The sequence below is a fragment of the Conexibacter stalactiti genome (genome assembly GCF_033542075.1).
In the GTDB taxonomy this organism is placed as follows: Bacteria; Actinomycetota; Thermoleophilia; order Solirubrobacterales; family Solirubrobacteraceae; genus Conexibacter; species Conexibacter stalactiti.
On the sequence record NZ_JAWSTH010000055.1, the window covers coordinates 1 to 25,789 of the forward strand.

The following is a 25,789-nucleotide window of genomic DNA, read 5'->3' on the forward strand; positions in this document are numbered from 1 at the left end:
GGTGGACGGCGTGAGCCGCGCCGCCGCCGGCAGCGCTCGCGCCGGCACCCGCGGCGCCGCGCCGAACGTCGTCGCCGCCGGCGGCTGGCATGCCGCGACGCCGCTCGCCGCCTTCCTCAACGGGACGGCGGCCGTCGCGCTCGAACTGGACGAGAGCCTGCCGACCGGCGGCCACCCCGCCGCCCACGTCGTGCCGGCGGCGCTCGCGGTCGCGCAGGAGCGCGACTGCGACGGCGCGCGGCTCGCCGCCGCGGTCGTGCTCGGCTACGAGGTCGCCGCGCGCCTGTACCGCGCCCACCGCTTCACCTATCCGGCCCATCCGCACGGCGCGCTCGGCGCGATCGGCGCCGCCGTCGCGGTCGCGCTGCTGCGCGAGAGCGACCCGCGCGCCGCCGCCCGCGCCGCCGCGACGCTCCCGCTGGTGGCGACGTGGGAACCGTGCTTCGAGGGCGCCACCGCGCGCAACGCCTGGACCGGCGCCGCGGCGCTGGTCGGCGTGCTCGCCTGCGACCTCGCGGAGGCCGGGATCGACGGCTCGGCGGCGGCGCCCCAGCAGCTGCTGGAGCTGCTCACGGAGCCGGCCGCGACGGAGGAGCTGACCGCCCCGCTCGACCCCGGCGCGCTCGCCGTCACACGCAGCTGGACGCGCGTCCACGGTGCCGCCGGACCGCTGCACACGGCGATCGAGGCGGCGCTGCAGCTGCGCGACCGCCGCCGCGCCGCCGGAGACGAGCGCGCGCTCGACGCCGTCGTCGTCGAGACCTTCGAGCGCAACCGCAAGTTCGACCGCCTGCCGGCCGCCAACGACCTGTCGGCGCGCTTCTCGCTGCCGTACGTCGTCGCCGCGGCGCTCGACGGCGAGCTCGGCTCGCCGTCGTCGTTCGTCTACGACGCGCGCGTCGCCGCGTTGGCCGAACGGGTCGAGGTGCGCGTCGCCGCCGACATCGAGGCCACCTGGCCCGCGCGCGCCGCCGCCCGCGTCACGGTCGCCAGCGGCGGCGAGCAGCGCCACGCCTCGTGCGAGCTGCCGCTCGGCCATCCCGAGCGGCCGCTGACCGCGGCCGAGCGCCGCGCGCGCCGCGCCGCGCTGCTCGGCGCCGGCGTCGGCGCCGCCGCGCTCGACGGGATCGCGACGCGCACGAGCGTCGCCGACCTGCTGCGGGGGATCGCGTGAGCGCCGTGAAGCGGATCGTCACGATCGGCAGCGGCGGCACGATCTCCGCCGTCGCCGACGCGCGCAGACGCGCCGGCGGCGGGCTCGGCGCGGCCGACATCGTGCAGGCCGCCGGCGAGCCGCTGCCCGGGATCGAGCTGAGCGCCGTCGACGTGCGCCGCATCCCCGGCCGCGCGATGGCGCCCGCCGACATGCAGGCGATCGCCAGCACGATCGCGGCCGAGGTCGCCGCCGGCTGCGACGGCGTCGTCGTCACGCACGGCACCGACACCGTCGAGGAGACGGCGTACGCGCTCGCGCTGATGCTCGACGTGCCCGTCCCGATCGTGCTGAGCGCGGCGATGCGGCTGCCCGGCGACGTCGGCCACGACGGCGGCGCCAACGTCCGCGCCGCGCTCGTCGCCGCGCGCGACGAGCGCGTCGCGGCGCTCGGCCCGGTGCTCGCGATCCAGGACGAGCTGCACCTCGCGCGCTGGGTCACCAAGGCCCACACGTCGCGTGTCGCCGCCTTCGCATCGCCGGAGACCGGGCCGGTCGGCGTCTTCGCCGAGGACCGCCTCCAGCTGAGCGCGACGCACGGCCCCGACGACCACCTCGGCCTGCCCGCGGGCGACCTCGGCGCGACCCGCGTCGAGCTGATCTGGGTCGCCGCCGGCATGGACGGCCTGCTGCTCGACGCGGCGGCCGAGCGGGCCGACGGGATCGTCGTCGCCGGCAGCGGCGGCGGCCACGTGCCGCCGCCGGTCGCCGAGGCGATCGAGCGCGCGATCGCGCGCGGCGTGCCGGTCGTGATCGCGAGCCGCTGCGCTGCCGGTCCGACGCTGGAACGGACCTACGGCGGCCCCGGCGGTGAGCTGCACCTGCGCGAGCTGGGCGCCCACTTCGCCGGTCGCATCCCGGCGCTGAAGGCGCGCCTGCGGCTGCAGGTCGCGCTGGCACTCGGACGCGGCGCGCAGGAGGTGTTCCCGGCATGAGCGTCCTCACCGTCAGCGAGGCCGACGTCGCCCGCCACCTGACGCCCGCGCTGGCGCTGGCGAGCGTGCGCGAGGCGTTCGCGCTGCTGGGGACCGGAGCGGCCGTCAACCCGGTGCGCCAGCGCCAGCAGCTCGGAACGACCGTCACGAACACGATGTGGGCGGCGGCGCCGGCGCTCGGCGCGCTGGGGGTGAAGCTGTACCCGATCGTCCGCACCGACGTGACGCAGGGCAGCGCCTTCACCGTCGTGCTGCACGAGTTGCCGAGCGGCGCCGTGCGCGCCGTCATCTCGGCCGAGCTGCTCGGCCAGCGCCGCACTGCCGCCGCGAGCGCCGTCGCGGCGCAGCTGCTGGCACCGCCGCGTCCGCGCGTGCTCGGCGTGATCGGCGCGGGCAGCCACGCTCGCCACCAGATCGAGGCGCTCACCGCCGCGCTGCCGCTGACCGAGGTGCGGATCGCCAGTCGCGGCCCGGCACGGCGCGATCGGCTTGCGGCGGAGCTGGATGCCGCGCTGCCGCAGACGGTGTCGACCGGGAGCGCCGAGGAGGTCGTGCGCGCGGCCGACGTCGTCGTGACGATCACGGGCGCGAGCGAGCCGGTGCTGCACGGCGACTGGCTGCGGGACGGCACGCTCGTGATCGCCGCCGGCAGCAACGTCGCGGACAAGCGCGAGCTGGATCGCTCCGCCGTCGAGCGCTGCGCGCGGATCGTCGTCGACGACCGCGACGTCGCCGCGGGCGAATGCGGTGACCTGCTCGCCAACGGCTTCGACCCGGGCGCCGCGGAGGCGCTGCCGCGGCTGCTGCTGCCGGGCGCGCCGGAACGCGAGCCACAGGACGTCGTGCTGTTCGAGTCCCACGGGCTCGCGCTGCAGGACCTCGTCTGCGCGCTGCGCGTGGTCGAGGCGATCGAGCGAGGGGAGCAGAACGGATGAGCCGGGAGAGCAACGCCGACGTGATCGTCGCGGGCAGCGGCAACGCCGCGATGAGCGCGGCGCTGGCGGCCGCGGAGGCCGGTGCCAGCGTCGTCGTGCTGGAGAAGGCGCCGCGCGCGGAGGCCGGTGGCAACACCTGGTACACCGCGGGCGCCTACCGCACGCCGCACGGCGGGATCGACGACCTCGGCGCGCTGCTGAGCGACCCGGCCGACGCGCGCCTGGCCGCGACCGAGCTGTCGTCCTACGCCGAGGCCGACTTCCGCGCCGACCTCGAACGGCTGACCGACGGCCGCTGCGACCCGCTGATGGCCGACGTGCTCGTCGGCGACGCGCGCGGCTCGATCGACTGGCTGCACGGCCACGGCGTCGGCTTCGAGCTGATGTACCACCGGCAGGCGTACGCGCTCGACGGCGGCGGCCACCGCTTCTGGGGCAATCTCGCGCTCGGCGTCGTCGGCGGCGGCAAGGGGCTCGTCGCGCAGCAGCTGGAGACGGCGCGCGCGCTCGGCGTCGAGGTCGTCTACGAGGCCGGCGTCGTCGGCCTCGAGCGCGACGGGGACGGCGCGATCGCGGGTGTCGAGACGGCGGACGGCCGCCGCTGGGCGGCGCCCGCGGTCGTGCTCGCCTGCGGCGGCTTCCAGGCCGACCCGGCGCTGCGGGCGCGGCACCTCGGCGACCGCTGGCGCGCGGCGAAGGTGCGCGGCACCGGCCACAACACCGGCGAGGCGCTGCTGGCGGCGCTCGACGCCGGCGCGGCCCGCGCCGGCGACTGGGGCAGCTGCCACTCGGTCGCGTGGGACGTCGACGCGCCGCCGCACGGCGGCGACCGCGAGCTGACCAACCGCTTCACGAAGCAGTCGTATCCGCTCGGGATCGTCGTCAACCTCGCCGGCGAGCGGTTCGTCGACGAGGGCTCGGACTTCCGCAACTACACCTACGCGCGTCTTGGCGCGGCGATCATCGAGCAGCCGCAGGCGACCGCCGTCCAGCTGTTCGACGGCAAGACGAAGCCGCTGCTGCGCGACGACGAGTACACGGTCCCCGGGATCGTGCGCCACGAGGCCGGCGACCTGCGCTCGCTCGCGCGCGCGGCCGGGATCGACCCGGACGGGCTGGAGCGGACGGTGCGCGCCTTCAACGCCGCCGTCAGAGCGGGCCCGTTCGACCCGACCGCGAAGGACGGCAAGGGCACCGACGGGATCGAGCCGCCGAAGTCGAACTGGGCGCAGCCGCTCGACCGCGCGCCGTACGTGGCGGTGACGGTGACGTGCGGGATCACCTTCACCTTCGGCGGCCTGCGGATCGACGCCGACGGCCGCGTGCTGGACGAGCGCGCGGCGCCGATCGCCGGCCTCTTCGCCGCGGGCGAGATCGCCGGCGGGCTGTTCGCCGGCAACTACCCCGGCGGCAGCGGCCTGACCGCCGGGACCGTCTTCGGGCGGCGCGCCGGACATTCGGCCGCGACCGCCGTCATCGGACCAGACCCAGCGCCGCGCGCCGCCGGCGCCCAGCAGGAAGGAGTCGCGTCATGAGCGACGCAAGCAACCAGCCGCTCGCGGGGATCCTCGTCGCCGACTTCACGCAGGTGATGCTCGGCCCGTCGGCGACGCAGCTGATGGGCGACCACGGTGCCGACGTCGTAAAGGTCGAGCGCGCCGGCGCCGGCGACCTCTCGCGCTCGACGCTGCCGAGCGACCCCGACGGCCCGCAGAACCCCGTCTACAGCAGCCTCAACCGCAACAAGCGCAGCATCGCGCTCGACCTGCGCCAGGAGCGCGACCGCGAGGTCGCGCGCGAGCTGGTGCGCCGTGCCGACGTCGTCGTCAGCAACTTCCGGCCCGGCGTGATGGAGCGGCTCGGTCTCGGCTGGGAAGCGGTCCAGGCGCTCAACCCGCGCGCGGTCTACGCGCTCGGGACCGGCTACGGCAGCGCCGGGCCGTACGCCGGCAAGGGCGGGCAGGACATGCTCGCGCAGGCGATGATGGGCGTGATCGAGCGGCGCGCCGACCCGACGCTGCCGCCGACCCTGTTCGCGACGACGCTCGCCGACTACAGCGCCGGCATGCACCTCTTCCAAGGCGTGCTGCTGGCGCTGATGGCGCGCGAGCGCACCGGGCTGGGGCAGAAGGTCGAGGTCTCGCTGCACGACGCGCTGCTCTCGATGCAGATGCAGGAGGCGACCCACCAGCTGATGCGCGGCGCGCCGCTCAACTGGGCCTCGATGCCGCACACCGGCACGTTCGAGACGACCGACGGCGCGCTCGTGATCGTCGGCGCCTTCCGCGACAACCCGGTCCGCGACATCTCGCTCGCGCTCGGACTCGACGACCTCTCGCTCGACCCCCGCTTCGCGACCTTCGACGCGCTCGTCGAGCACGTCGTCGCCTTCCGCGCGCTGCTCGCCGCGCGGATCGAGACGGACACGACCGCGCACTGGCTGGAGCGGCTGGAGGCCGACGACCTGCTGTGCGCCCCGGTCCGCTCGCTGGCCGACGCGCTCGACGACGAGCAGACGGCCGTCAACGGGATGGTGCTGGAGGTGACGCGCGGCGACGGCAGCAGCTTCCGCACCGTCGCCTCGCCGCTGCACCTGTCCGGCACGCCGGCGCAGCTGCGGCTGGCGCCGCCGCAGCTCGGCGAGCACACCGACGAGCTGCTGGAGGAGCTGGGCTTCGGCGCGGCGGCCGCCGCGGCGGCGGGCGGCGGCGGGCCGGCGACCAACGGAGCGCGGCCGTGAGCGTGGGCCTCGCCGTCAGCGGCCATCGCGCGACCGTGACGCTCGATCGACCGGCCGTCCTCAACGCGCTCGACGGCGAGCACGCACGCGAGCTGGAGCGGACCTGGGGCGAGCTGGAGCGCGACGAGCGTGTCCGCGTCGTCGTGCTGACCGGCGCCGGCGAGCGCGCCTTCTGCGTCGGCGCCGACATGAAGGCCGGCGACCCGGACGGGGTCGACTACCTGCGGGCGCGCAGCGCGCACGGCTTCGGCGCGATCTCGACGCGCGCCGGGTTCCCGCATCCGCTGGTCGCGCGCGTCAACGGGCACGCGCTCGGGGGCGGCTTCGAGATGGTGCTCGGCTGTGACCTCGCGGTCGCGGTCGAGGAGGCGACCTTCGGGTTGCCGGAGGCGCTCGTCGGCCGCGTCCCGCTCGACGGCGGCGTCGCGCTGCTGGCCGGCGCGCTGCCGCCGAAGGTCGCCCGCGAGCTGCTGCTGAGCGGGCGCCGGATGGCAGCCGACGAGGCACTCGCGCACGGGCTCGTCAACCGCGTCGTCACGCGTGACCAGCTCGACGCGGCCGTCGACGAGCTGGTCGCCCGCCTGCTCGCCGCCGCGCCGCTGTCGCAGCGCGCGATCAAGGCGCTGCTGGCCGGGCCGGATCAGGGATCTCCCGCGCACGAGCCGCCCGCGCTCCTGGGCGCGCTGGCGTCGGCGGACGGGGAGGAGGGCGTGCGCGCCTTTCGTGAGAAGCGTCCGCCGGAATGGAAGGCGCGCTGATGCCCGGCAACCGGCGCATCGACGTCGCGATTCTGCGCAGATACAGCCGATATCGTCAGGAACGATCGTGAAGCTCTCCGTCTACGAACAGCTCAAGCGCTCCATCCTCGACGGCAAGCTGGCCGCCGGCCAGCCGCTCGTCGAAAGCCAGCTGGCCGACGCCTACGGCGTCAGCCGCACACCGATCCGCGAGGCGCTGCACCGCCTGCAGCAGGACGGGATCGTCGAACGCGGCGACCGCGGATTGCGCGTCGCCGAGGGCAGCGCCGAGCAGATCCTCGAGATCTACGAGGCGCGCGTCGTGCTCGAAGCGGCCGTCTGCGAGTCGGCGGCGCGGCGGCGGACCGAGATGGACGTCGCGCGGCTGCACGGGATCCTCGAGGCGTCGCCGCGCGACAACCCGAGCGCGAGCGAGATGGTCGCCTCCAACATGCAGTTCCACGAGGCGGTGTGGCAGGCGAGCCACAACGGCACGTGGGTCGACCTGCTCTCGCGCCTGAACACGCATCTGCGGCGCTACCCGTCGACGACGCTGACCGCGCCCGGCCGCTGGGAGGAGGCGCTGGAGGAGCACGCGGCGCTGCTCGCCGCGATCGAGCGCGGCGACGCCGAGGCGGCCAGCTCGATCGGTCGCGCGCACATGACGAAGGCGCGCGACGTGCGCCTGCGCATGTGGCGCGAGCAGCACGCCGGCGAAGCCGCGCTCAGCTAGCCCTTTCCGGGCGCGGACTCGGCCCGTGACCGTCGCCTGCGCGACGGCCGGGGCGCGAGCCTGCGCCGTCATCTGTATACCGTTGCATGCAATCAGGAGGAACGTAGAGATGAAGCTCGTGCGATTCGGAGATCTCGGGGTGGAGCGGCCGGGCCTGCTGGCCGCCGACGGAACCCTGCTCGACGCCGGCGCGATCGTGGGCGACTACGACGGCCGCTTCTTCGACGAGGGCGGGCTGGAGACGCTCGCCCAAGCCGTCGCGGCGTCCGACCCGCGGCTCGTCCCGGCGCCGGCCGGCGCGCGCATCGGCGCCCCGATCGCGGTGCCGCAGAAGATCGTCTGCATCGGCCTCAACTACGCCGATCACGCCGCCGAGGCCGGGTTCCCCGTGCCGAACGAGCCGATGGTCTTCCTGAAGGCGCCGAACACGCTGATCGGTCCCAACGACGACGTGCGGATCCCGCGCGAGGGCACCCGCGTCGACTGGGAGGTCGAGCTGGCCGTCGTGATCGGCAGACAGGCGCGCTACCTCGCCGACGAGCACGCCGCGCTCGACGCGATCGCCGGCTTCGCCGTCGTCAACGACCTCTCGGAGCGCGCCTTCCAGCTCGATCGCGGCGGCGAGTGGACGAAGGGCAAGTCGTGCGAGACCTTCAACCCGCTCGGGCCGTGGCTGGTGACCCCCGACGAGGTCGAGGACCCGCAGGCGCTCGGGATGTGGCTGACGGTCAACGGCGACGAGATGCAGCGCAGCACGACGGCGAACATGGTCTGGGGCGCGGCGCACCTCGTCTGGTACCTGAGCCAGTTCATGGTGCTCGACCCCGGCGACCTCGTGAACACCGGGACGCCGGGCGGCGTCGGCAACCTGCAGCAGCCGCCGCGCTTCCTCGCGGCCGGCGACGTGATCGAGCTGGGCCTCGACGGCCTCGGCAGCCAGCGCGTGGCGGTCGTGGGAGCGGATGCCTGAGCCGCTGCCACCGGCGCTGTTGATCGGCGGCGGCGGGCTGCTGTTCGGCGCCGGCACGCTCGCCGAGCTCGGCCGCGGCGCGCGTGAGCGCGGGCTACGGCGGGTGCTGCTGATCGGCGTCCGGGCGGTCGCCGACGTCGGTCTGCTGGAGCGCGCCGAGCAGGCGCTCGGCGCCGCCGGCGTGGTGCACGCGACGCTGCTGGCGGCCGACGGCGAGCCGACCGACGCCGCGATCGGCGAGCTGGTCGCGGCAGCGCGCGGCGGTGACTTCGAGGGGATCGTCGCGCTCGGCGGCGGCTCGGTGATCGACACGGCGAAGGTCGTCGGGCTGCTGCTCGGCGCCGGCGGCTCCACGCTCGACTACGTCAACGCTCCGTTCGGTCGCGGCGCGGCGCCGCCCCGGCCGCCGCTGCCGCTGATCGCGGTCCCGACGACGGCCGGCTCCGGCTCGGAGGTCAGCGCCGTCGCGGTGCTCGACCTCGTCGCCGACGACGTCAAGACGGCGATCAGCCATCCGCTGCTGCGACCGGCGCTGGCGATCGCCGACCCCGCGACGACGGTGACGCTGCCGCCCGCGCCGACCGCCGCCGCCGGCCTCGACGTGCTCGCCCACGCGCTCGAATCGCTGACCGCGCTGCCGTACGCGCGGCGCACGCTCGCGCCCGGCGCGCCGCGGCCCGCCTACAGCGGTGCCAACCCCTACTCCGACGCGCTCTGCGAGCAGGCGCTGCCGCTGCTGGCGCGCGGCCTTCCGCGCGCCGTCCGCGACGGCGGCTCGCTCGACGCGCGCACCGACGTGATGCTCGCGGCGACGTTGGCCGGCCTCGGCGCCGCCGTAGCCGGCGCCCATGCCGGGCACGCCTGCGCCTACGGCGTCGCGAGCCGCCGGCTCACGACCGCGGGCGCCGCCGGCCGGCCGGTCGCGCACGGCTTCGCCGCCGCGCTGATGCTGGCGCCGCTGCTGCGGCGCACGCACGCGAGCGACCCCGCCCGTCACGAGCGCGCCGCGCGCCTGCTCGACGTGGACGGGCCCGCGGCGGAGGCGCCGGACCACCCGCGGGAGCCGTCGTCGGAGCTGCTGCCGGCGCGCGTCGCGGCGCTGATCGCCGCGGTCGGCGCGCCGAGCGGCCTGCGCGAGCTGGGCTTCGACGAGCGCGACGTCGTGCCGATGGCCGAGCTCGCGCTGCGGCAGGAGCGGCTGATGGCCGGCGCGCCGATGCCGCTCGGGCGCGAGCAGCTCGCCGCGATGCTCGCCGAAGCGCTCTGACGCGCCAGCAGCTACCGTTCGGCAGATGGTCCGAGGAGCAGGGAAGCGACTGGTCGGAGCGCTTGTGGCGCTGACGTGTCTGGCAGCGCTCGTCCCGGCGGCCGCGCAGGCGTGCTCGTGCGCGCCGAACCGCGACCTGGCAGCTGAGCTCGCCGGCGGCGACCCCGCGGTGATCGGGGAGGTCGTCGCGCGGCAGGTGATCGCGAGAGACGGGCCGTCCGATCCCAACGTGCCGTCGCTCGACACGTCGGTCGCGTACACCGTGCGCGTCGAGCGTGCGTTCAACGGCGCCTTCGGCCCTGAGACGACAATCGTCGGGCGCACCAACGGCGGCATGTGCGGATTCACGTGGTCGGTCGGCCAGCGCGTCGGCGCCTTCGTCGGCAGATCCGGCGAGGCGTGGGGGACGAGCCTGTGCAGCCTGGTCGATCCGGCGGCGCTGATCGCGGCGGCCGACACGCCGCCGGTCCAGCCCCCGACCCAGCCGCCGGCTCCGCCCACGCCCCCGACGCCGCCCGTCCCGCCGACCGGCGACGGCGGCGACACGGCCAAGCCCGCGCCGACGCTGCGAGCGCGCCGCGGAACCCACGTCGCCGAGGGCGGCCCGCGCACGGGCACGACCCTCGACCGCCTGCCGGCCGCGGCCGGCGAGCGCGTGCGGCTGCGACTGGACGCCCCGGCGCGCAGCGTGCGCTTCGCGCTCGCCCGCGCGAACGGAAAGCGGCTCGGCAGCCTGCGCGCCGCGCGCGCCGTCACCGGCTCCAGACGCACCGCCTGGAACGCCACGCTGCCGCGCGTCCTGCCGCCGCGCGCCGACCGTCTGCTCGTCACCGTCGACTACGGCGCCGGCAAGCGCTCCACCTTCGCGGTCGGCCTCGGGCGGCCGGTCCGCGCGGGCGCCGCGAGCGCGCTCGCCGTCGCCGGGCCGCTCTGCCCGGCGGCCCTCCTCGCGCTGTAGACAGGCCCGCGCGGGTGACGCGGCGCCGTGAACTGGAGAGGATCCCGGCATGGCGACATACGCGTTGATTCACGGTGCGGGGGACAGCAGCTTCCACTGGCACCTGCTCGTGCCGGAGCTGCGCGGCCGCGGGCACGAGGTCGTCGCGGTCGACCTGCCGTGCGAGGACGAGTCCGCCGAGCTGGGCGACTACGCCGAGGCGGCGGCCGCCGCGATCGGAAGCCGCGGCCCTGTCACCGTCGTGGCGCAGTCACTCGGCGGCTTCACGGCGCCGCTGCTCTGCGACCGCGTGCCGGTCGAGTTGATCGTGCTGATCGCCGGCATGGTGCCGCTGCCAGGCGAGCTGGGAAAGGACTGGCCGGCCAACACCGGCTATCCCGGGCCGAACGGGACGACGGAGATCGAGATCTTCTTCGACGACGTCCCTGCCGAGCGCGCGAAGGCGGCGATCGAGCGAAGCCGCCGCCAAGCGGATGGGATCGGCGAGGAGCCGTGGCCGCTCGCGGCGTGGCCGCAGGTGCCGACCCGCTACCTGCTGTGCACGCGTGATCGGATGTTCCCGGCCGAGTGGATGCGCGAGGTCGTGCGCGAACGCCTCGGCATCGAGCCCGACGAGATCGACAGCGGCCACTGCCCGGCGCTCAGCCGGCCGCGCGAGCTGGCGGGGCGACTGGAGGCGTACCGACGGGAGCTCGGCCTTCAGTGAACGCGCCAGGAGAGCTGATCGCGCTCCACGTCGAGCTGCTCTATCGCCTCGACGCCGGCCGGCGTCTCGTGCAGACCAACGAGCCGGATCCCCAGCCGGCGCCGCGGGTGTTCGTCGGGCGGACGGAGGACGGCGTGGTGGTGCATCCGCGACACGATCTCGACCCGGCGCTGGCGGCGGAGGTCGTGCGGTTGGCGGGGCAGCTGCCGCGCTATCCGGAGGGGCGCGGGGAGGCGGCGTCGTACGCGCCGATCGAGGCCGCGGTCGCAGCCGCGGCGCCGGTCGTCTCTCGCTGGCATGGGCTGGCGTACCGCTTCGCCGAGCCGTCCGGCGATCAGCATCCTGAGGTGATCGAGATCGCCGGGGATCGCAGCGCGCTCGTCGGCCCGTTCGCGGAGTTCCAGTCGGAGCTCGACGAGGTGGCGCCGTTCTTCGCCGTCGTCCGCGACGGCGCGGTCGTCTCCGGCTGCTACAGCGCGCGTCTCACCGGCGCCGGCGCGGAGGCCGGCGTCGACACGCTGCCCGCCTTCCGCGGTCAGGGGCTCGCCGCGGCCGTGGTCGACGCATGGCGCGTCGCGATCGCGCGTTCCGGGCGCACGCCGCTCTACAGCACGTCGTACGACAACGCGGCTTCACAGGCGGTCGCGCGTCGGCTCGGCCTCGTCCAGTACGCGGAGACGTTGTCGCTGCGCTGAACCGTCGCCGGCGGTCAGAGGCCGGCGAGACCGTCGCCGAGCAGCTTCGCGCCGAGCAGCAGCAGCACGACCGTCATGATGACGGCGTTGTTGTCGGCCATGAACTGCTTGACCTCGGCGAGCGGGCGCGCGGCGCGCTCGCCGGCGACGAGATGGAAGAGGACGGAGCCGGCGACGGTGAGCGAGCCGATCGCGACGAACGCGGCGACCGCCAGCGCGGTGTCGGTGGTGCCGAGGTCGGCCTCGGCGATCGACGCAGCCGCGGTCAGCGTCAGCGCGAGGTTCTTCGGATTCGCCGCCGAGAGCGCGGCGCCGAGCACGGCCGCACGGCCGGGGCTCGCACGGTCGAGCGTCGCCATCCAGCTCGGCTCCGCCGGCGCTTCGCCGCGCTTGGGGCGTTTGGTCCACTGCTTGGCGGCCATCGCGAGGAACAGGAGCCCGATCGCGATCTTCCACCAGTCGAGGCCGGTGTCGTCGCCGCCGGGATCGCCGACGCCGTCGACGAGCAGCACGACCGCGACGCTGACGGCGAGCAGGCCCGCGATCCAGCCCGCCGCGAACGCCGGCCCCGTCGTGCTGGCGCGCCGCCCTCCGAGCACGCCCACGATCGCCACGACCGGGATCGGGCTCAGCGCGACCGCGAGCGCCGAGGGAAGCAGGTCGCCGATCGCCCCGTTGAGCACAGCGCCCATTCTCGCTGGAAGCGGACTGGCGCGTCGCACATCGAGCAGGAATCGAGAAGCGGGCGTGACGTGCCGGGACTACGTTGCCGCCATGACCTCAGTTGAATCGATCACCCTCGAGGTGCCGGACGTCGCCGCCGCCCGCGCCTTCTACTCAGCCGCGTTCGGTTTGGACAGACAATTGAACGTCCGCGCCTCCGAGGCGCCGACGAGCGGCTTTCGCGGCTTCACGCTGTCGCTCGTGGTCTCCCAGCCCTCCACGGTCGACGCACTCGTCGGCGCCGCGCTCGCCGCCGGCGCGACGACGCTGAAGGAGCCCACGAAGGGGTTCTGGGGCTACGGCGGCGTCGTGCGCGCCCCCGACGGGGCGATCTGGAAGGTCGCGACCTCCTCGAAGAAGGAGACCGGCCCGGCCACCCGGCAGATCGACGAGATCGTGCTGCTGCTCGGCGTCGCCGACATCGCGGCGAGCAAGCGGTTCTACGTCGACCGCGGCCTGGCGGTGGACAAGAGCTTCCCGCGCAAGTACGTCCAGTTCGACGCCGGCTCGGCGCCCGTCACGCTGGCGCTCTACGGCCGTCGCGCGCTGGCCAAGGACGCCGGCGTCCCCGCGGACGGGAGCGGATCGCACCGGCTCGTGATCAGCGGCGCGGGGCCGTTCACCGACCCGGACGGCTTCACTTGGGCGGCCTCATGACTGGTTCAGGCTGACGGCGGCGCGGATGAGGGCGACGAACGCCTGCTCGTCGATCTCCTCGCCCTCGTGGACGTCGATCGCGCGCCGCACTTTGCCGTCGAGGCTCGAGTTGAACAGTCCCGACGGATCGTCGATCGAGGCCCCTCTGAAGAACGTCAGCTTCACGACGCTCTTGTACGTCTCGCCGGTGCAGATGATGCCGTCGTGAGACCACACCGGAACCCCGGGGCTCGTCGCCTTTCTCCACTTCCACTCCTCCACGACCTCGGGATCCGCCTGCTTGATCAGGTCCCGGAGCCTGGAGAGGGTCTGTCCGCGCCAGTCACCCAGCTCCTCGACCTTCGCGTCGATCAGTTGCGCGGGTGACTGGTCAGCGTGCTCCGAATTCTCAGCCATGTCATGGACGATATCCGCCATGACGGTGCAATGTGATCCGTCGCCCGCTCAGCGAGGGGCGGAGGCGAGCGTCTCGTCGAGCCAGTCGTAGACGCGCTGGTGGTAGAGACGGCGGCCGGCGCCCTCGCAGTGGCCGCTGGCGCCCTCGGCGGTCGTGAACGGCGTCAGCGTCTTGCGTTCGACCGTCAGGGCGTCGAAGAGGACCTGCGCGCCGCGCGAGGCGGGGTCGCCGTCGTTCATCGTCAGCAGCGTCGGACAGGCGATGTCGGCGGCGACGTCGGAGACGGTGAAGCGGACCATCTCGGCGAGCGTCTCGTACAGCGTCGCTCTGCCGTGGACGAGCATGCCGCGGTCGCGCAGGCGCCATTGCATCATCGGGTCGGCGTCGGGCCCGTCGAGCGCGGCGGCGAGCGGGTCGAGCGCGCTCGGGTCGATCTGCGGGAAGGCCGCCTTGTCGGCGTCGGAGAGCGGCAGCATCGGCACCACGCCCGCTCTCTGGTCCCACTGGCCGGGGTCGGCGACGAGCGCTGCGATGCGGTGCTCGCGGCCGGCGGCGCGCGGCGCGAGGAAGCCACCGAAGCTCCAGCCGCTCAGCACGATCTTGTCCGGCGCGACGTCGGGCCGCGTCAGCGCGTGGTCGACGACGGCCGCGACGACCGTCTCCCAGTCGGGCCGCATCGTCAGCCCGTCGCGGATCAGCGCGCGGCCCTGGCCGGGGCCGTCGTAGAGCAGGACGTTGTAGCCGCGCTCGTAGGCGGCCGGCGCGTGCGCGACGAACATCTCCGCGAGCGTGCCGTCGTACCCGTCGGTGTAGAGGACCGTCGGCCGCGGCTCGCCGGCCTCGGCGCCGCGGGCGCGGATGAAGATGCCCGGCAGCGACGCGCCGCCCTCGAACGGGATCTCCAGCCACTCCGCGACCGGGTCCCACAGCGCGACCGCGCGCTGCAGCGCCTCGTGCTCGGCCGCCGAGCTCGCGGTCAGGCGCTCGTCGCGGGCCGGCGTGAAGAACGGGGCGTAGGCGGTGCGGAAGTAGGTGGCGGCGCGCAGGTACGCCTCGCGCGCGGAGACCTCGTGACCGGCGGTCGCGGAGGCGTCAGCCTGATCGCGCAGCGTCGTCGCGGTCGCGCTCCACTCGCGCGCCCAGGCGTCGCGGTCGAGCGCCTCGCCGATCCGGTCGAGCGTCACGCGCACCTCGCCGAAGTCCGAGCCGCCGTAGACGCTGTGCATCAGCGTCCGCGCTCCGAACGCCTCCCACATCCCGTTGTCACTCAGCCAGGCCATCGCACGTGCTCCTCGTCGTCGGTCGGTGCGGCGGATTGTCGCGGGTGCGCGGGCGGATGGGCGTGGACCTAGGTGCATGCGCGCGGTCAACCGCCTCGTCACGTCTCAATCCCGCGTCAGCTCCGCCTCGACGTCGAGCCGGGTCAGCTTGTGCGGGTTGCGGATCGCGTACATCGCGGTGATCCGGCCGCCCTCGATCGCGAGGCTGACCGCGGTGTTGACCTCGCCGTCGGGGTCGATGCGCGCGGCCGGCGCGCCGTTGAGCCAGACCGTGTCGATCCGCGCGTCGGGCGCGACCGCCGCGAAGCGGGCGAGCAGCCGCGCGACGCGCTCGGCGCCCTCGATCGGGTGCCGCACCGCGCTGACCACGCCGCCGCCGTCGGCGACGAGCACGACCTCGGGCGCGAGCACGTCGAGCAGACCCTGCACGTCGCCGGTCTGAAGGGCGGCCAGGAAGCGCTCCACGACGGCGCGCTGCTCGGCCTGGTCGACCTCCATCCGCGGCCGCCGCGCCGAGACGTGCTCGCGCGCACGGTGCGCGATCTGCCGCACCGCCGCCGGCGTCTTGCCGACGGCCTGCGCGATCTCGTCGTACGGCGTGTCGAACACCTCGTGCAGCACGAACACCGCGCGCTCGGCGGGGCCGAGCGTCTCCAGCACGGTCAGCATCGCGATCGAGACGCTCTCGGCCAGCTCGACGTCCTCGGCCACGTCGGGGCTCGTGAGCAGCGGCTCGGGCAGCCACTCGCCGACGTACTCCTCGCGCCGCCGCGACAACGTCCGCAGCCGGTTGAGCGCCTGCCGCGTCACGATGCGCACCAGGTAGGCGCGCGCGTCGCGCACCTCGGACTGGTCGACGTCGACCCAGCGCAGCCAGCTCTCCTGCACGACGTCCTCGGCGTCGGCGGCGGAGCCGAGCATCTCGTAGGCGACGGTGAACAGCAGCCGCCGGTGGATCACGAACGGGTCGGCGTTCATGTCGTGGACAGTACGGCGCGGCTCGGCTCCGCGAGCGGTCGCAGGTCGCAGGAGGCGGCGAGGCCCTCCGCCTCGATCCCGAGCGCGGTGTTGGTGCGAGCGGTCATGTTCGCGAAGCCGATGAAGGCGGCCAGCTCGAGCAGCGCCGGCGCGCCGAGCGCCGCCAGCAGCCGCGCGGACAGCTCGTCGGTCACCGCCGAAGGGGTCTGCGTCGCCGCCTCGGCGTACTCCAGCACGTCGCGCTCCAGCGGCGTGAACAGCTGGGACTCGCGCCACTGCGGCACCTCGCGCGCCTTCGCGAGGTCGAGTCTCTGGTTGTGCGCCTCGAAGTAGCCGTAGTCGAGGCAGAAGCTGCACCCGACCCGCGCGGCGACGGCCATGTGGGCGAACGACTTCAGGCTGGGATCGCACGCGTCCCATCTCTTCGTCTTGGCGCCGAGCGAGAACATCGCTCTCAGCACCGGCAGGTTCTGCCACATCACTCCCACCGACTCCGGCACGCTGCCGAGCTGCTTCTTGCTGAATCGCTTCACCACCGCGCCATAGATGCCGGTGATGTCGGTCTGCGGGATTCGCGCGTTGCTCATGTCGCCCTCCTGGGTCTGATCGGGTACGGCATGGAGACACCGGCCGCGGCGCGCGTGTGACAGGGAGGGATCGTCGAGCGACCGCTGCGGCGCCGCTCATCGGTACGATGCGCGCGATGCCGCCGACGTTGGCCACCGAACATCCCCTGCTCTTCATCGTCTCGGGGCAGAGCGGAGCCGGCAAGGGCACTGCCCTTGCGACGATCACACGTCGCTTCCCGAACATCACACGGGCGGCGACCTACACCACGCGCAAGCCGCGGCCGAGCGAGGTCGAGGGCGTCGACTACGAGTTCGTCTCCAAGCAGGAGTTCGACGCGAAGATCTCGCGCGGCGAGATCTTCGAGTACACCGAGCCGTACCGCGACTACCAGTACGGCTCGCCGACCTCGCTGCTCACGGCCGAGCCGCACGACCTGGTCGTCGAGCTCGACTACCGCGGGATGCTGCGCACGCGGGCGCTGTCGGCGCGCCGCGTCGTGAGCCTCTTCATCGTCCCGCCGAGGGCCGACGTGCTCGCCTCGCGGATCGGCAAGCGGCATCTCGAGACGAACCTCGACGCGCGGATGGTCTCCAACCGCGAGCAGAGCGAGGCCGCCTGGGCCTATGACTACGTGCTGGAGAACGACGATCCCGAGTCGTTCGAGCGCGACATCGTGACCGTGATCGCCGCCGAGCACCTGCGCCGCAAGAGCGCGAAGCTGCTCGCGGATCTGGACGACCGGCTCGTCTTGACGACGAGGTAGGGCTTCTCCTCGTCACGGCTCCAGCCTGAACGGCGGATAGGCGTCGGTGACGAGCACGAAGGCGTAGGCGACGACGCGGTTGTGCCAGCGGCCGACGCCGACGACGAAGTCGAACAGCGCCCGCGGGTAGCGGCCGGTGAAGAGGATCGCGAACCAGGCGATGATCACCGCGACGAGCGCCGCGAGCCAGAGCACGGCGAGCACGATGTAGTGGGGCAGCGCGAGCAGCCACTTGACGAGCGGCAGCCAGCGGTTGAGGTCGGTGCGCGCGTCGGGGGCCGGCAGGTCGAGGCGGACGGACTGCTGCTCGTCGGTCGAGGGATAGCGGTCGTCGAGCAGCGCGAGGAAGACGCCGACGCGATTGGAGAAGCGCAGCAGCTCGCGGTTCCAGTCCTGCCACCAGCGCGGGTACTTCTGGCGGAAGACGATCATCAGCAGCGGGCCCGCGAACAGCAGCCCTCCGGCGGCGGCGAACGTCGCCGGGCGGCCGCCGTCGGTGCCGAACTGCACGGTGCCGCCGTTGACGGTTCCGAGCACGATCGCGATCGGGATCGCCACGAGCGGCCGGAAGAAGGTGGTGAGGCGGTTCAGCGGGCGGTCGGGGTAGTCGACCGCGAACTGCACCGGATATGGGTTCGTCGGCATGAACCCACCATACGCCCACCTCGGCGGGGCGTCACAGCCGCAGGTCAGCGCCGCGTGGGGGCGATCAGCGGGCGCGCAGCGGGTCGACGCGCAGGATCGCGCTGACGGCGGCGACGGTGGCCGGCAGGCCGGCGTCGCCGGCCGCGCCCGGGGCGAGCAGCCGCTGCAGCTCGCCGAGGCCGGCGCGCTGCAGCAGGCGCTTCTCGTTGAGTCCCCACTCGCGGCGTTCGGCCAGTCGTGCGTGGGCGGTGCAGAGGGCGGCGTCGACGAGCATGCCGGTGCAGCAGACGGCGTCGCCGCTCTCGGCGTAGCCCGCGGCGAACATCAACGAGACCGCGGCGCGGCCGCTCCACCAGGTCGCGGCACCGGCGGCGAGCGCATCGGGGAAGGCCGGCCGCGGCAGCTCGCCGAAGAGCGGCCGGCAGATCGCCAGCTCCCCGACCACCGCGTACGTCGGCGCGCCGACGATCGAGCCGTTCTGGACGAGCACCTCGAAGCGGCCGGCCTCGGCCTCCCGCAGCCAGCGCTCGACGGTGTCGAGGTCGCGGAAGATCACGTCGACCGGCATGCCGTCGACCGTCAGCCAGGCGCCGCCGTGGACGATCGGCCCCCACTCGCCCAGCGCGGAGACGTAGCCGTCGTGGCCGAGTTCGCGGAGCGCGGCGGGATCGAACGACCCGTGCGAAGCGCGGTAGTAGAGCCCGAGGTCCCAGTCGCTGTCGGGGCGGTGCTCGCCGGTCGCGCGGGAGCCGCCGAGCACCACCGCCTCGACACCGGGGAGGTCGGCGAGCGCGCTCGCGAGCTGTGCGATCGCGGCTGGCAGTTCTGTTGCGGCCATCGCCCCCGACCCTAACGCGCACGCGCCGGCACCGGCTCGCTCACATTGCTAACCTACAACCAGATGGTTGTAGATGAGCTGCCCGCCGAGGTCTTGGACGATCTCTTCCACGCGCTGGCCGACGCCACCCGCCGCGACATCCTGCGCCGCTGCGGGCGCGAGGAGCCGTCGGTGTCGCGGCTGGCCGAGCTGTACCCGATGAGCTTCGCCGCGGTGCAGAAGCACGTCGCGGTGCTGCAGCGCGCCGGCCTGGTCACCAAGCAGCGCCACGGACGCGAGCAGCTCGTCCGCACCGACCCCCACGCCGTGCGGCGGGCGCGGCAGGCGCTCGACGAGCTCGAGCTGACCTGGCGCGGGCGAGTGGACCGGATGTCCGGACTGCTCGCGAGCGATCCCGATCCCGATCCTGAGCCCCGCCGCGGCGAGAGCAGACGAACGAGAGGACACGAGAGATGAGCGTCACCAGCGTCGACAAGGACCTCGACAACCTGACCCTCACGCTGATCGCCGACTTCGACGCTCCCGCCGAGCGGGTGTGGCAGCTGTGGGCCGACCCGCGGCAGCTGGAGCGCTGGTGGGGACCGCCGACCCACCCGGCGACGATGGAGCAGCACGAGCTCGTCCCGGGCGGCAGCGTCACCTACTTCATGACCGGTCCCGATGGCGCGAGATACTACGGCTGGTGGCGGATCGAAGCCGTCGATCCGCCCAGCTCGCTGGCGTTCACCGACGGCTTCGCCGACGCTGACGGGGCGCCGAGCGCCGAGCTGCCGACCAACGCGGTGCGGATGCAGCTGACCGCGCACGACGGCGGCACGCGGATGCAGCTGCGCTCGACGTTCGGCACCCGCGAGCAGATGGAGCAGGTGCTGAACATGGGCATGGCCGAGGGCCTGGAGCTGGCGGTCGGTCAGATGGACGCGCTGCTCAGCTCGTCAACCCGCTGAGCGAGACGCGCACCTTGCGGAGCTGGCCGTCGTGCCCACGGCCGACGATGTGGAAGCCGGAGGCGTCGACCTCCTTCGTGCTCCAGCCGTCGTTGGCGTAGAGGCGTGGGTAGGCCATCGTCTCGCCGACATCGCCGCCGCATCTCTCGAACTGGGCCGCGTACGGCCCGGTCAGGTAGAGCGGATCGGGATCCCAGCTCGTCGGCCCCGTCCCGAGGCGCAGGGCGAGGCGCTGCCAATGCTTTTCGGCGGCGCACTCGGGCAGCTCGTAGTCGGTGCGGATCTCGACGCCGATCCACGTTCTGCTGTCGCGCACGCGTGCGACGTTGAACGTCGCGCTGCTGGACTCGAACAGCCGTCTCGACTGGGCCGGGCTTCTGCTGCCGAAGGCGCCCGACATCTGCGCGGCGGTGACGCCGGCCGGCAGCGCCGGCTCCCACGATCTCGTGTCCTGCACCCAGATGCTCCAGCCGACGCCGAGCGAGGTCTTGGGCGAGCGCGCCACGCGGATCCCGTCGTCAGTGCTACGGCCGGTCGGTCTGTCGGTCACATCGTTGTAGAGGGCGCGGCCGGTGTCGACGTAGTACATGTAGAGGTAGCCGTCGCCGCCGTCGATCACCGAAGGGTGACGGAGGCCGTGACTGGCTCGCCGCAGGTCGCCTCTGCTGCCGAAGGTGGTGTAGCCGTGCTTCGGCCAGACGGCCGGGCCGAGGTCGTTCATCTCGGCGTTGCCGTAGCCGTTGGCGGGGGTCGACGCGATGTTGGAGGTCGAGACGAAGCCGCTGTAGGCGATCCAGCAGTCGTCGTAGACGCCGCCGTGGTCGCCGGAGTAGCAGTCGGCCGGCGAACCGGGCAGCCGGTACCCGGGCGCACGTGCGTCGGCCTGCGTGAAGACCGTGTTCTGGTAGTGCCACAGCCACTGGGCGGTGGCAGGCGCGCCTCTGCTCAGCCAGTACGTCTCGAGGTCGGGTCGCACGACGTTCTTGTTCTCGCCGTGGTTGACCGAGACGATGTGGTCTCTGCCAGCGGCATCTCTGACCGCGGCGACGCCGAAGACGCCGTGGTACCCCATCTTGTGGTCGTAGCCGTGCCCTCTGCCGGACGGCGGGTCGACGGGGAAGGCGTCGGTCCCGTGCCAGACGTACTCCGGCGACGTGATCCCGTGGACGTACGGGCCGGTGCAGTCGACGGCCTCCGTCAGGAGGTTGTTCGGCGTGTCGCAGCGGTAGGTCTGCTGCGTCGTGACGTAGTAGGAGCGCCACCCGCCCGCGAGCATGTCCGGCACGATCTCGTTCGCCATCGGCACCAGCGCGGGCTGCGCCTTCTGATACCACGTGATCGTGGTCGGGGCGCTCAGCGGCTCGGCCGTGGCGGCGAGCGCGGCGCCGCTCGTCGTCCACGACGACACGACGATAGCCAGCGGCGCGATCAGCCGCGGCCATCGCTTCCCCCGCCGCGTCGCGACTCCAGTCAGATGCATCGAGCCCGCCCCCTTGGTTCGGTTTGCCGGCGCCGTTCTGGCGCGTCGACATCCTAGCCGCGGGAGCGGGCTGCTGAGGCTACGCCGGCTCGATGTTCTGGTTGACGCGGAAGAGGTTCGCGGGGTCGTAGACGGCCTTCACCCGCGCGAGTCTGTCGTAGTTGTCGCGGTAGCTCGCGCGGACCCGCTCCTGCCCCTCGTCCATCATCATGTTCACGTAGGCGCCGCCGGCCGAGTAGGGGTGCAGCGCCTCGAAGTAGTCGATCGACCAGTGCCGGATCGCCTCCTTGTTCGCCGGGTCGCCGTCGACCCCGGCGTAGACCGTCGCCCAGGTCGCGTCGCGGTAGCTCCACGCGGTGTCCGACGGCGCGGCGTCGTGCGCGGCGCCGTCGACCGGGTAGAGGTGCATGGTCGACTGCATCGTCGGCATCGCGGCGCCGAAGCGGGCGTGCGCCTGCGCCGCCTCCGGCGGGATCTGCTTGACGAAGTCGGCCCGCCAGTACCACTTGTCGCCGGCCGGGTAGAGCCCGTCGAAGGCGCCCTGCAGGTCGGGATGTCTCATCGGCTGGACGCCGTGCATCAGCGGCTCCGGCAGCCGCTCCAGCAGCGGTGCGATCGCCGCCGCGCCGCTCTCCGCGTCGCCGACGTAGCACCACACCACGCCGCAGACCTTGCGCATGTGCAGCTCCTCCGGGAACGGCGGTGCCGGCGGGACGGTGCAGAAGGCGAAGAAGCCGTTCAGCTCGCGCGGCGCCTGCGGCAGGAACTCGCTGTAGGCGCTCAGCACCTGCTCGCTCTGTTCGATCGGCCAGAAGGTCGGCCCGGCGAAGATCGTGCCGACCTCGTGCAGGCGGAACAGGAACGAGGTGACGACGCCGAAGTTGCCGCCGCCGCCGCGGATCGCCCAGAACAGGTCGGGATGCTCGTCAGCGCTCGCGCGCACCCGCTCGCCGCTGGCGAGCACCAGCTCTGCTTCGAGCAGGTTGTCGATCGAGAGCCCGCAGTACCGCGTCAGGTGGCCGATGCCGCCGCCGAGCGTGAGGCCGCCGACGCCGGTCGTCGAGATGATCCCGCTCGGGGTCGCGAGGCCGTGCTCCGCGGTCGCGCGGTCGACCTCGCCCCATCTCGCGCCGCCGCCGGCGCGGACGGTCCGCGCCGCCGGGTCGACCTCGACGTCGTGCAGCTCGGAGAGGTCGATCACGACGCCGTCGTCGCAGACGCCGAGTCCGGCGCCGTTGTGGGCGCCGCCGCGCACGGCCAGCAGCAGGCCATGATCGCGTGCGAACGAGACGACACGCGCGACCGCATCGGCGTCCTCGGGATAGGCGACCAGCGCCGGCCGCCGGTCGATCATCGCGTTGTAGACCTTGCGGGCCTCGTCGTAGCCGGCGTCCTCGGGGCCGACCAGCCGCCCGCGGAAGCCGGCCAGCTCCTGGCGCGCCGACGTCGTCGTGATGGTGTGCGTGCTCACGTCCGTCTCCTCGTTGAATCGGCTCTGGTGAACGGTTCGGAAGCGAACGTACGGACGACGGGATCGCCTGTCATGACCGGATCTGACCCAATTCTGGAGCGCCTGCGCGTCGGCCCGATCGACGCGATGGTCAAACCTGACTATCGTCGGCGGTGGCGTGCGCACCGCGACCGACCTGCCCGACCCGCTTCGCCTCGCATCGACGTTCCCGTTCGTCGGGCGCACGGCGGAGCTCGAGCTGCTCCACGCGCTGATGCCGACCGCCGCCGGGGAGCCGCGTCGCGTCGCGCTGCTGGCCGGCGAGCCGGGCTGCGGCAAGAGCCGGCTCGTGCGCGAGCTGGCCGGGGCGCTGGCGGGGCGCGGGACGCTCGTGCTCTACGGCGCCTGCGACGCGGTCGTGCCGACGCCGTACGGACCGTTCGCCGAGGCGCTGGAGCGGCTCGTGCGGCTGGCCGAGGAGGCCGCCGACCCGGTCGCCGAGCTGGGGCCCGGCGCCGGCGAGCTGACACGCCTGCTGCCGGATCTCGCCGCGCGCGTCCGTGGCCTGGCGGCGCCGGCCGTCGCCGATCCCGACACCGAGCGCCATCGGCTCCACACCGCCGTCACCGCCCTGCTCGCCAACGCCGGTCGCCGGCAGCCGGTGCTGCTGGTGCTGGAGGACTGCCACTGGGCCGACGCCGGCACGCTCCTGTTGCTGCGCCACCTCGCGCGCACGAGCTGGGGCGGGCGCGTCCTGCTGCTGAGCACCTTCCGCGACACGGAGGTCGACCCGCCGCGCGAGCTGTCGGAGACGCTCGCCGACCTGCGCCGCTCCGACGACGTCGTGCGGATGCGGCTCGACGCGCTCTCCGCCGGCGAGATCGCCGACTTCGTCGAGCGCGCCGCCGGCTGCGAACCCGACGCCGCGGTCGCGGAGCTGGCCGCGGCGATCCACGACCTCACCGACGGCAACGCCTTCCTCGTCTGCGAGCTGTGGCGGGCGCTGGTCGAGACCGCGACGGTCGTCGTCGGCGACGGACGGCTGGCGCTCGTGCGCCCGCTGCACGAGCTGACGACGCCGACGAGCGTCCGCGAGGTCGTCAGCCAGCGGCTCGCGCGGCTGCACCCGCGCACGCGTGACCTGCTCGAGCTGGCCGCCACGATCGGCCCCGAGTTCGAGCTGGGCGTGATCCGCAGCGCCGCCGGGCTGGACGAGCGCGAGCTGCTCGCGGCGCTGGAGGAGACCGTCGCCAGCGGCATGGTCGAGGAGCTGCCCGGGCCGCGGCTCGTCTGCCGCTTCACGCACGAGCTGGTGCGGCGCGCCGTCGTCGACCGGCTCTCGCACGCGCACCGCGCCGAGCTGCACCTGCGCGTCGGCGAGGCGCTCGCCGCCGCGGCGCCGGAGCGGTCGCTCGCAGACCTCGCCCACCACTTCTCCGCCGCCGCTCCGCTCGGCGGCAGCGAGCGGGCGATCGACTACAACGTCCGCGCGGCACGGGCCGCGAGCGCCGCGCTCGCCTTCGACGAGGCCGCCGCGCGCCTGCGGACGGCGATCGCGCTCGGCGTCGACGATCCGCGTGAGCGCGCCGAGACGCTGATCGAGCTGGGCACGGCCGATCACCGCGCCGGCAACGCGGCGGCCGCCTTCGAGGCGTTCGCGGCGGCGGCCGCGATCGCCCGCGAGCTGGGCAGCGGCGAGCTGCTCGCGCGCGCCGCGGTCGGCTACGAGGACGCCGGCTGGCGCCCGGGGATCGTCAGCCGCGAGGCGAGCGAGCTGCTGGAGGAGGCGATCCCAGCGCTCGGCGCCGACGACAGTCCCGAGCTGCGCGTCCGCCTGCTCGCGGCGCTCGCGCGCACGCTCGACCGCCAGGGCGACCGCAGCCGCGGCGCGGTCGTGCGCGGCAACGCGATCGAGCTGGCGCGCAGCCTCGACGACCGCTCCGGGCTCGCGAAGGTGCTGGCGCGCTCCTACTGGGCGCGCGGCATGAGCCCGCTGGAGGAGATCCTCGCGATGCTGAGCGAGGCGAAGGAGCTGGCGGAGGAGCTGGAGGACGCCGAGACGCGCACCGAGGCGATGGCGTGGCGCGTGCCGACGTTCGTCTCGCTCTGCGACCTCGACGCGGCGCGCCGCGAGCAGACCGCGCTGCTGCAGATGTCCGAGCGCACCGCGCAGCCGTTCATGCACCACGTCGCCGAGCACTACGGCTCGGCGATCGCGCTCTGCGACGGGCGGCTCGCGGAGGCCGAGGCGATGGCGGAGCGCTCGCACGAATGGAGCCGCCTGCTGACCGGCCGCGACGCCTCCGGCACCTACGGCATCCAGATGTTCAGCATCCGCCGCGAGCAGGGCCGGCTCGCGGAGCTGGCGCCCGCGGTCCGGATCCTCGCCGGGCAGTCCGAGCGCGAAGGGCTGTGGCGCCCCGGGCTCGTCGCCGTGCTGGCCGCCCTGGGGATGGAGCGCGAGGCGCGGCGTGAGCTGGCGCGCATCGCCGGCGACGGCATCGGCCACTTCCGCGCCTCGCTGTGGACGGCGACGCTCGCCTACCTGGCCGACGCGGCCAGCATGCTCGGCGACGAGCGGACGGCGGCGCTCGTCTACCCGGAGCTGGAGCCGCTGGCCGGCGCCAACGTGATGATCGGCCATCTCGTCAGCTGCTACGGGGCGGCCGACCGCTACCTCGGGATGCTCGCCGCCACGCTCGGCGAGCACGAGCGCGCCGCCGACCACTTCGAGCAGGCGCTCGCGCTCAACCGGCGGATGGCGATGCAGACGTGGGTCGCCCACACCGCCTACGAGTACGCGCGCCTGCTGCAGCGGCGCGAGCGCGGCGGCGACCGGGCGCAGGCGCAGGCGCTCGCCGGCGAGGCGGCCGCGCTGGCCGAGCGGATCGGCATGCGCGACCTGCTCGCGCGCGTCCGCGCGCTCGGCGCGACGGCGGCGCACGACGGCCGCGCCGGTCTCCCGAACGGGCTCTCGCCGCGCGAGGCGCAGATCCTCGGCCTGGTCGCGCGCGGGCTCAGCAACAAGGAGATCGGCGGGACGCTCGCGATCAGCGAGCACACCGCCGCCAACCACATCCGCAGCATCCTGCGCAAGACCGATTGCGCCAACCGCACGGAGGCGGCGTCATTCGCCCACCGCCACGGGCTCGTCGTGACTACTATCTAGAGC

Annotated in this window: 26 protein-coding genes; 17 read left to right on the forward strand and 9 right to left on the reverse strand. The window is 74.0% G+C overall.

Annotation, left to right across the window (positions count from 1 at the left end; genetic code table 11):
* The 12 genes from R7226_RS18785 to R7226_RS18840 all read left to right on the forward strand — a co-directional run.
* A partial coding sequence (locus tag R7226_RS18785; RefSeq protein ID WP_318598780.1) for an MmgE/PrpD family protein occupies positions 1–1,174 on the forward strand: 1,174 nt, incomplete at its 5' end.
* Positions 1,171–2,148 carry an asparaginase gene (locus tag R7226_RS18790; RefSeq protein WP_318598781.1) on the forward strand — a complete coding sequence of 326 codons (978 nt, stop codon included), beginning with the start codon at positions 1,171–1,173 and terminating at the stop codon, positions 2,146–2,148. The genes R7226_RS18785 and R7226_RS18790, both read left to right, overlap by 4 nt.
* Positions 2,145–3,083 (forward strand): ornithine cyclodeaminase family protein, encoded by a 939-nt coding sequence (locus R7226_RS18795; RefSeq protein WP_318598782.1) that lies wholly within the window; start codon positions 2,145–2,147, stop codon positions 3,081–3,083. The genes R7226_RS18790 and R7226_RS18795 overlap by 4 nt, the downstream gene beginning before the upstream one ends.
* Complete coding sequence (tcuA, locus tag R7226_RS18800; protein WP_318598783.1) at positions 3,080–4,618, forward strand: FAD-dependent tricarballylate dehydrogenase TcuA; 1,539 nt, start codon at positions 3,080–3,082, stop codon at positions 4,616–4,618. The genes R7226_RS18795 and tcuA overlap by 4 nt, the downstream gene beginning before the upstream one ends.
* On the forward strand, positions 4,615–5,823 hold the full coding sequence (locus R7226_RS18805) for a CaiB/BaiF CoA transferase family protein (RefSeq protein WP_318598784.1): 1,209 nt from the start codon (positions 4,615–4,617) through the stop codon (positions 5,821–5,823). Before tcuA ends, R7226_RS18805 begins: the two co-directional genes overlap by 4 nt.
* Positions 5,820–6,581 carry an enoyl-CoA hydratase-related protein gene (locus R7226_RS18810; RefSeq protein ID WP_318598785.1) on the forward strand — a complete coding sequence of 254 codons (762 nt, stop codon included), beginning with the start codon at positions 5,820–5,822 and terminating at the stop codon, positions 6,579–6,581. The genes R7226_RS18805 and R7226_RS18810 overlap by 4 nt, the downstream gene beginning before the upstream one ends.
* Before the next feature lie 67 nt (positions 6,582–6,648).
* A complete protein-coding gene (locus tag R7226_RS18815) occupies positions 6,649–7,293 on the forward strand; it encodes a GntR family transcriptional regulator (protein WP_318598786.1) in 645 nt (214 codons plus the stop codon).
* A gap of 109 nt (positions 7,294–7,402) precedes the next feature.
* On the forward strand, positions 7,403–8,263 hold the full coding sequence (locus R7226_RS18820; protein ID WP_318598787.1) for a fumarylacetoacetate hydrolase family protein: 861 nt from the start codon (positions 7,403–7,405) through the stop codon (positions 8,261–8,263).
* Positions 8,256–9,530, forward strand: coding sequence for an iron-containing alcohol dehydrogenase (locus tag R7226_RS18825; RefSeq protein WP_318598788.1), 1,275 nt, complete (start codon positions 8,256–8,258; stop codon positions 9,528–9,530). The genes R7226_RS18820 and R7226_RS18825 overlap by 8 nt, the downstream gene beginning before the upstream one ends.
* A 64-nt stretch (positions 9,531–9,594) precedes the next feature.
* A complete protein-coding gene (locus tag R7226_RS18830) occupies positions 9,595–10,488 on the forward strand; it encodes a hypothetical protein (RefSeq protein WP_318598789.1) in 894 nt (297 codons plus the stop codon).
* Positions 10,489–10,537: 49 nt separating this feature from the next.
* Positions 10,538–11,194: an alpha/beta hydrolase gene (locus tag R7226_RS18835; RefSeq protein ID WP_318598791.1), complete on the forward strand. Its 657-nt coding sequence runs from the start codon at positions 10,538–10,540 to the stop codon at positions 11,192–11,194.
* Positions 11,191–11,889 (forward strand): GNAT family N-acetyltransferase, encoded by a 699-nt coding sequence (locus R7226_RS18840; RefSeq protein WP_318598792.1) that lies wholly within the window; start codon positions 11,191–11,193, stop codon positions 11,887–11,889. The genes R7226_RS18835 and R7226_RS18840 overlap by 4 nt, the downstream gene beginning before the upstream one ends.
* A gap of 14 nt (positions 11,890–11,903) precedes the next feature.
* Here R7226_RS18840 and R7226_RS18845 read toward each other — a convergent pair whose 3' ends face one another.
* A complete protein-coding gene (locus tag R7226_RS18845) occupies positions 11,904–12,581 on the reverse strand; it encodes a GAP family protein (RefSeq protein WP_318598793.1) in 678 nt (225 codons plus the stop codon).
* Positions 12,582–12,663: 82 nt separating this feature from the next.
* On the opposite strand from R7226_RS18845, the gene R7226_RS18850 reads away from it, so the two are divergent.
* A complete protein-coding gene (locus R7226_RS18850; RefSeq protein WP_318598794.1) occupies positions 12,664–13,269 on the forward strand; it encodes a VOC family protein in 606 nt (201 codons plus the stop codon).
* Here the strand turns inward: R7226_RS18850 and R7226_RS18855 are convergent.
* From R7226_RS18855 to R7226_RS18870, 4 genes are all read right to left on the reverse strand, one after another.
* Positions 13,264–13,686, reverse strand: a complete 423-nt coding sequence (locus R7226_RS18855; RefSeq protein ID WP_318598795.1) for a DUF1801 domain-containing protein — start codon at positions 13,684–13,686, stop codon at positions 13,264–13,266. The two genes, R7226_RS18850 and R7226_RS18855, sit on opposite strands and share 6 nt — an antisense overlap.
* A 27-nt stretch (positions 13,687–13,713) precedes the next feature.
* The gene (locus tag R7226_RS18860; RefSeq protein WP_318598796.1) at positions 13,714–14,946 is read right to left on the reverse strand and encodes an alpha/beta hydrolase family protein; all 1,233 of its coding nucleotides are present in this window, start codon (positions 14,944–14,946) and stop codon (positions 13,714–13,716) included.
* Positions 14,947–15,051: 105 nt separating this feature from the next.
* Positions 15,052–15,924 carry an RNA polymerase sigma-70 factor gene (locus R7226_RS18865; RefSeq protein ID WP_318598797.1) on the reverse strand — a complete coding sequence of 291 codons (873 nt, stop codon included), beginning with the start codon at positions 15,922–15,924 and terminating at the stop codon, positions 15,052–15,054.
* Positions 15,921–16,511 (reverse strand): carboxymuconolactone decarboxylase family protein, encoded by a 591-nt coding sequence (locus tag R7226_RS18870; RefSeq protein WP_318598798.1) that lies wholly within the window; start codon positions 16,509–16,511, stop codon positions 15,921–15,923. Before R7226_RS18870 ends, R7226_RS18865 begins: the two co-directional genes overlap by 4 nt.
* Positions 16,512–16,627: 116 nt before the next feature.
* Between R7226_RS18870 and R7226_RS18875 the strand changes: the two genes are divergently transcribed.
* Positions 16,628–17,257: a guanylate kinase gene (locus tag R7226_RS18875; protein ID WP_318598799.1), complete on the forward strand. Its 630-nt coding sequence runs from the start codon at positions 16,628–16,630 to the stop codon at positions 17,255–17,257.
* A gap of 12 nt (positions 17,258–17,269) precedes the next feature.
* Here the strand turns inward: R7226_RS18875 and R7226_RS18880 are convergent, their stop codons facing one another.
* Entirely contained in the window at positions 17,270–17,902 is a 633-nt protein-coding gene (locus R7226_RS18880) for a DUF4389 domain-containing protein (RefSeq protein ID WP_318598800.1), read from the reverse strand.
* A 64-nt stretch (positions 17,903–17,966) separates the two neighbouring features.
* Entirely contained in the window at positions 17,967–18,740 is a 774-nt protein-coding gene (locus R7226_RS18885; protein WP_318598801.1) for a nucleotidyltransferase family protein, read from the reverse strand.
* 63 nt (positions 18,741–18,803) lie between these two features.
* Here R7226_RS18885 and R7226_RS18890 point away from each other — a divergent pair, with 63 nt between their 5' ends.
* Both R7226_RS18890 and R7226_RS18895 read left to right on the forward strand, forming a co-directional pair.
* A complete protein-coding gene (locus R7226_RS18890; protein WP_318598802.1) occupies positions 18,804–19,196 on the forward strand; it encodes an ArsR/SmtB family transcription factor in 393 nt (130 codons plus the stop codon).
* Entirely contained in the window at positions 19,193–19,687 is a 495-nt protein-coding gene (locus R7226_RS18895; RefSeq protein ID WP_318598803.1) for an SRPBCC family protein, read from the forward strand. The genes R7226_RS18890 and R7226_RS18895 overlap by 4 nt, the downstream gene beginning before the upstream one ends.
* Here the strand turns inward: R7226_RS18895 and R7226_RS18900 are convergent.
* Together R7226_RS18900 and R7226_RS18905 are read right to left on the reverse strand one after the other, a co-directional pair.
* Positions 19,668–21,167, reverse strand: a complete 1,500-nt coding sequence (locus tag R7226_RS18900) for a hypothetical protein (RefSeq protein WP_318598804.1) — start codon at positions 21,165–21,167, stop codon at positions 19,668–19,670. The genes R7226_RS18895 and R7226_RS18900 overlap by 20 nt on opposite strands.
* Positions 21,168–21,246: 79 nt before the next feature.
* Positions 21,247–22,638, reverse strand: coding sequence for an FAD-binding oxidoreductase (locus tag R7226_RS18905; protein WP_318598805.1), 1,392 nt, complete (start codon positions 22,636–22,638; stop codon positions 21,247–21,249).
* A gap of 157 nt (positions 22,639–22,795) precedes the next feature.
* On the opposite strand from R7226_RS18905, the gene R7226_RS18910 reads away from it, so the two are divergent.
* The gene (locus R7226_RS18910; protein ID WP_318598806.1) at positions 22,796–25,786 is read left to right on the forward strand and encodes a helix-turn-helix transcriptional regulator; all 2,991 of its coding nucleotides are present in this window, start codon (positions 22,796–22,798) and stop codon (positions 25,784–25,786) included.
* Positions 25,787–25,789 lie beyond the last annotated feature (3 nt).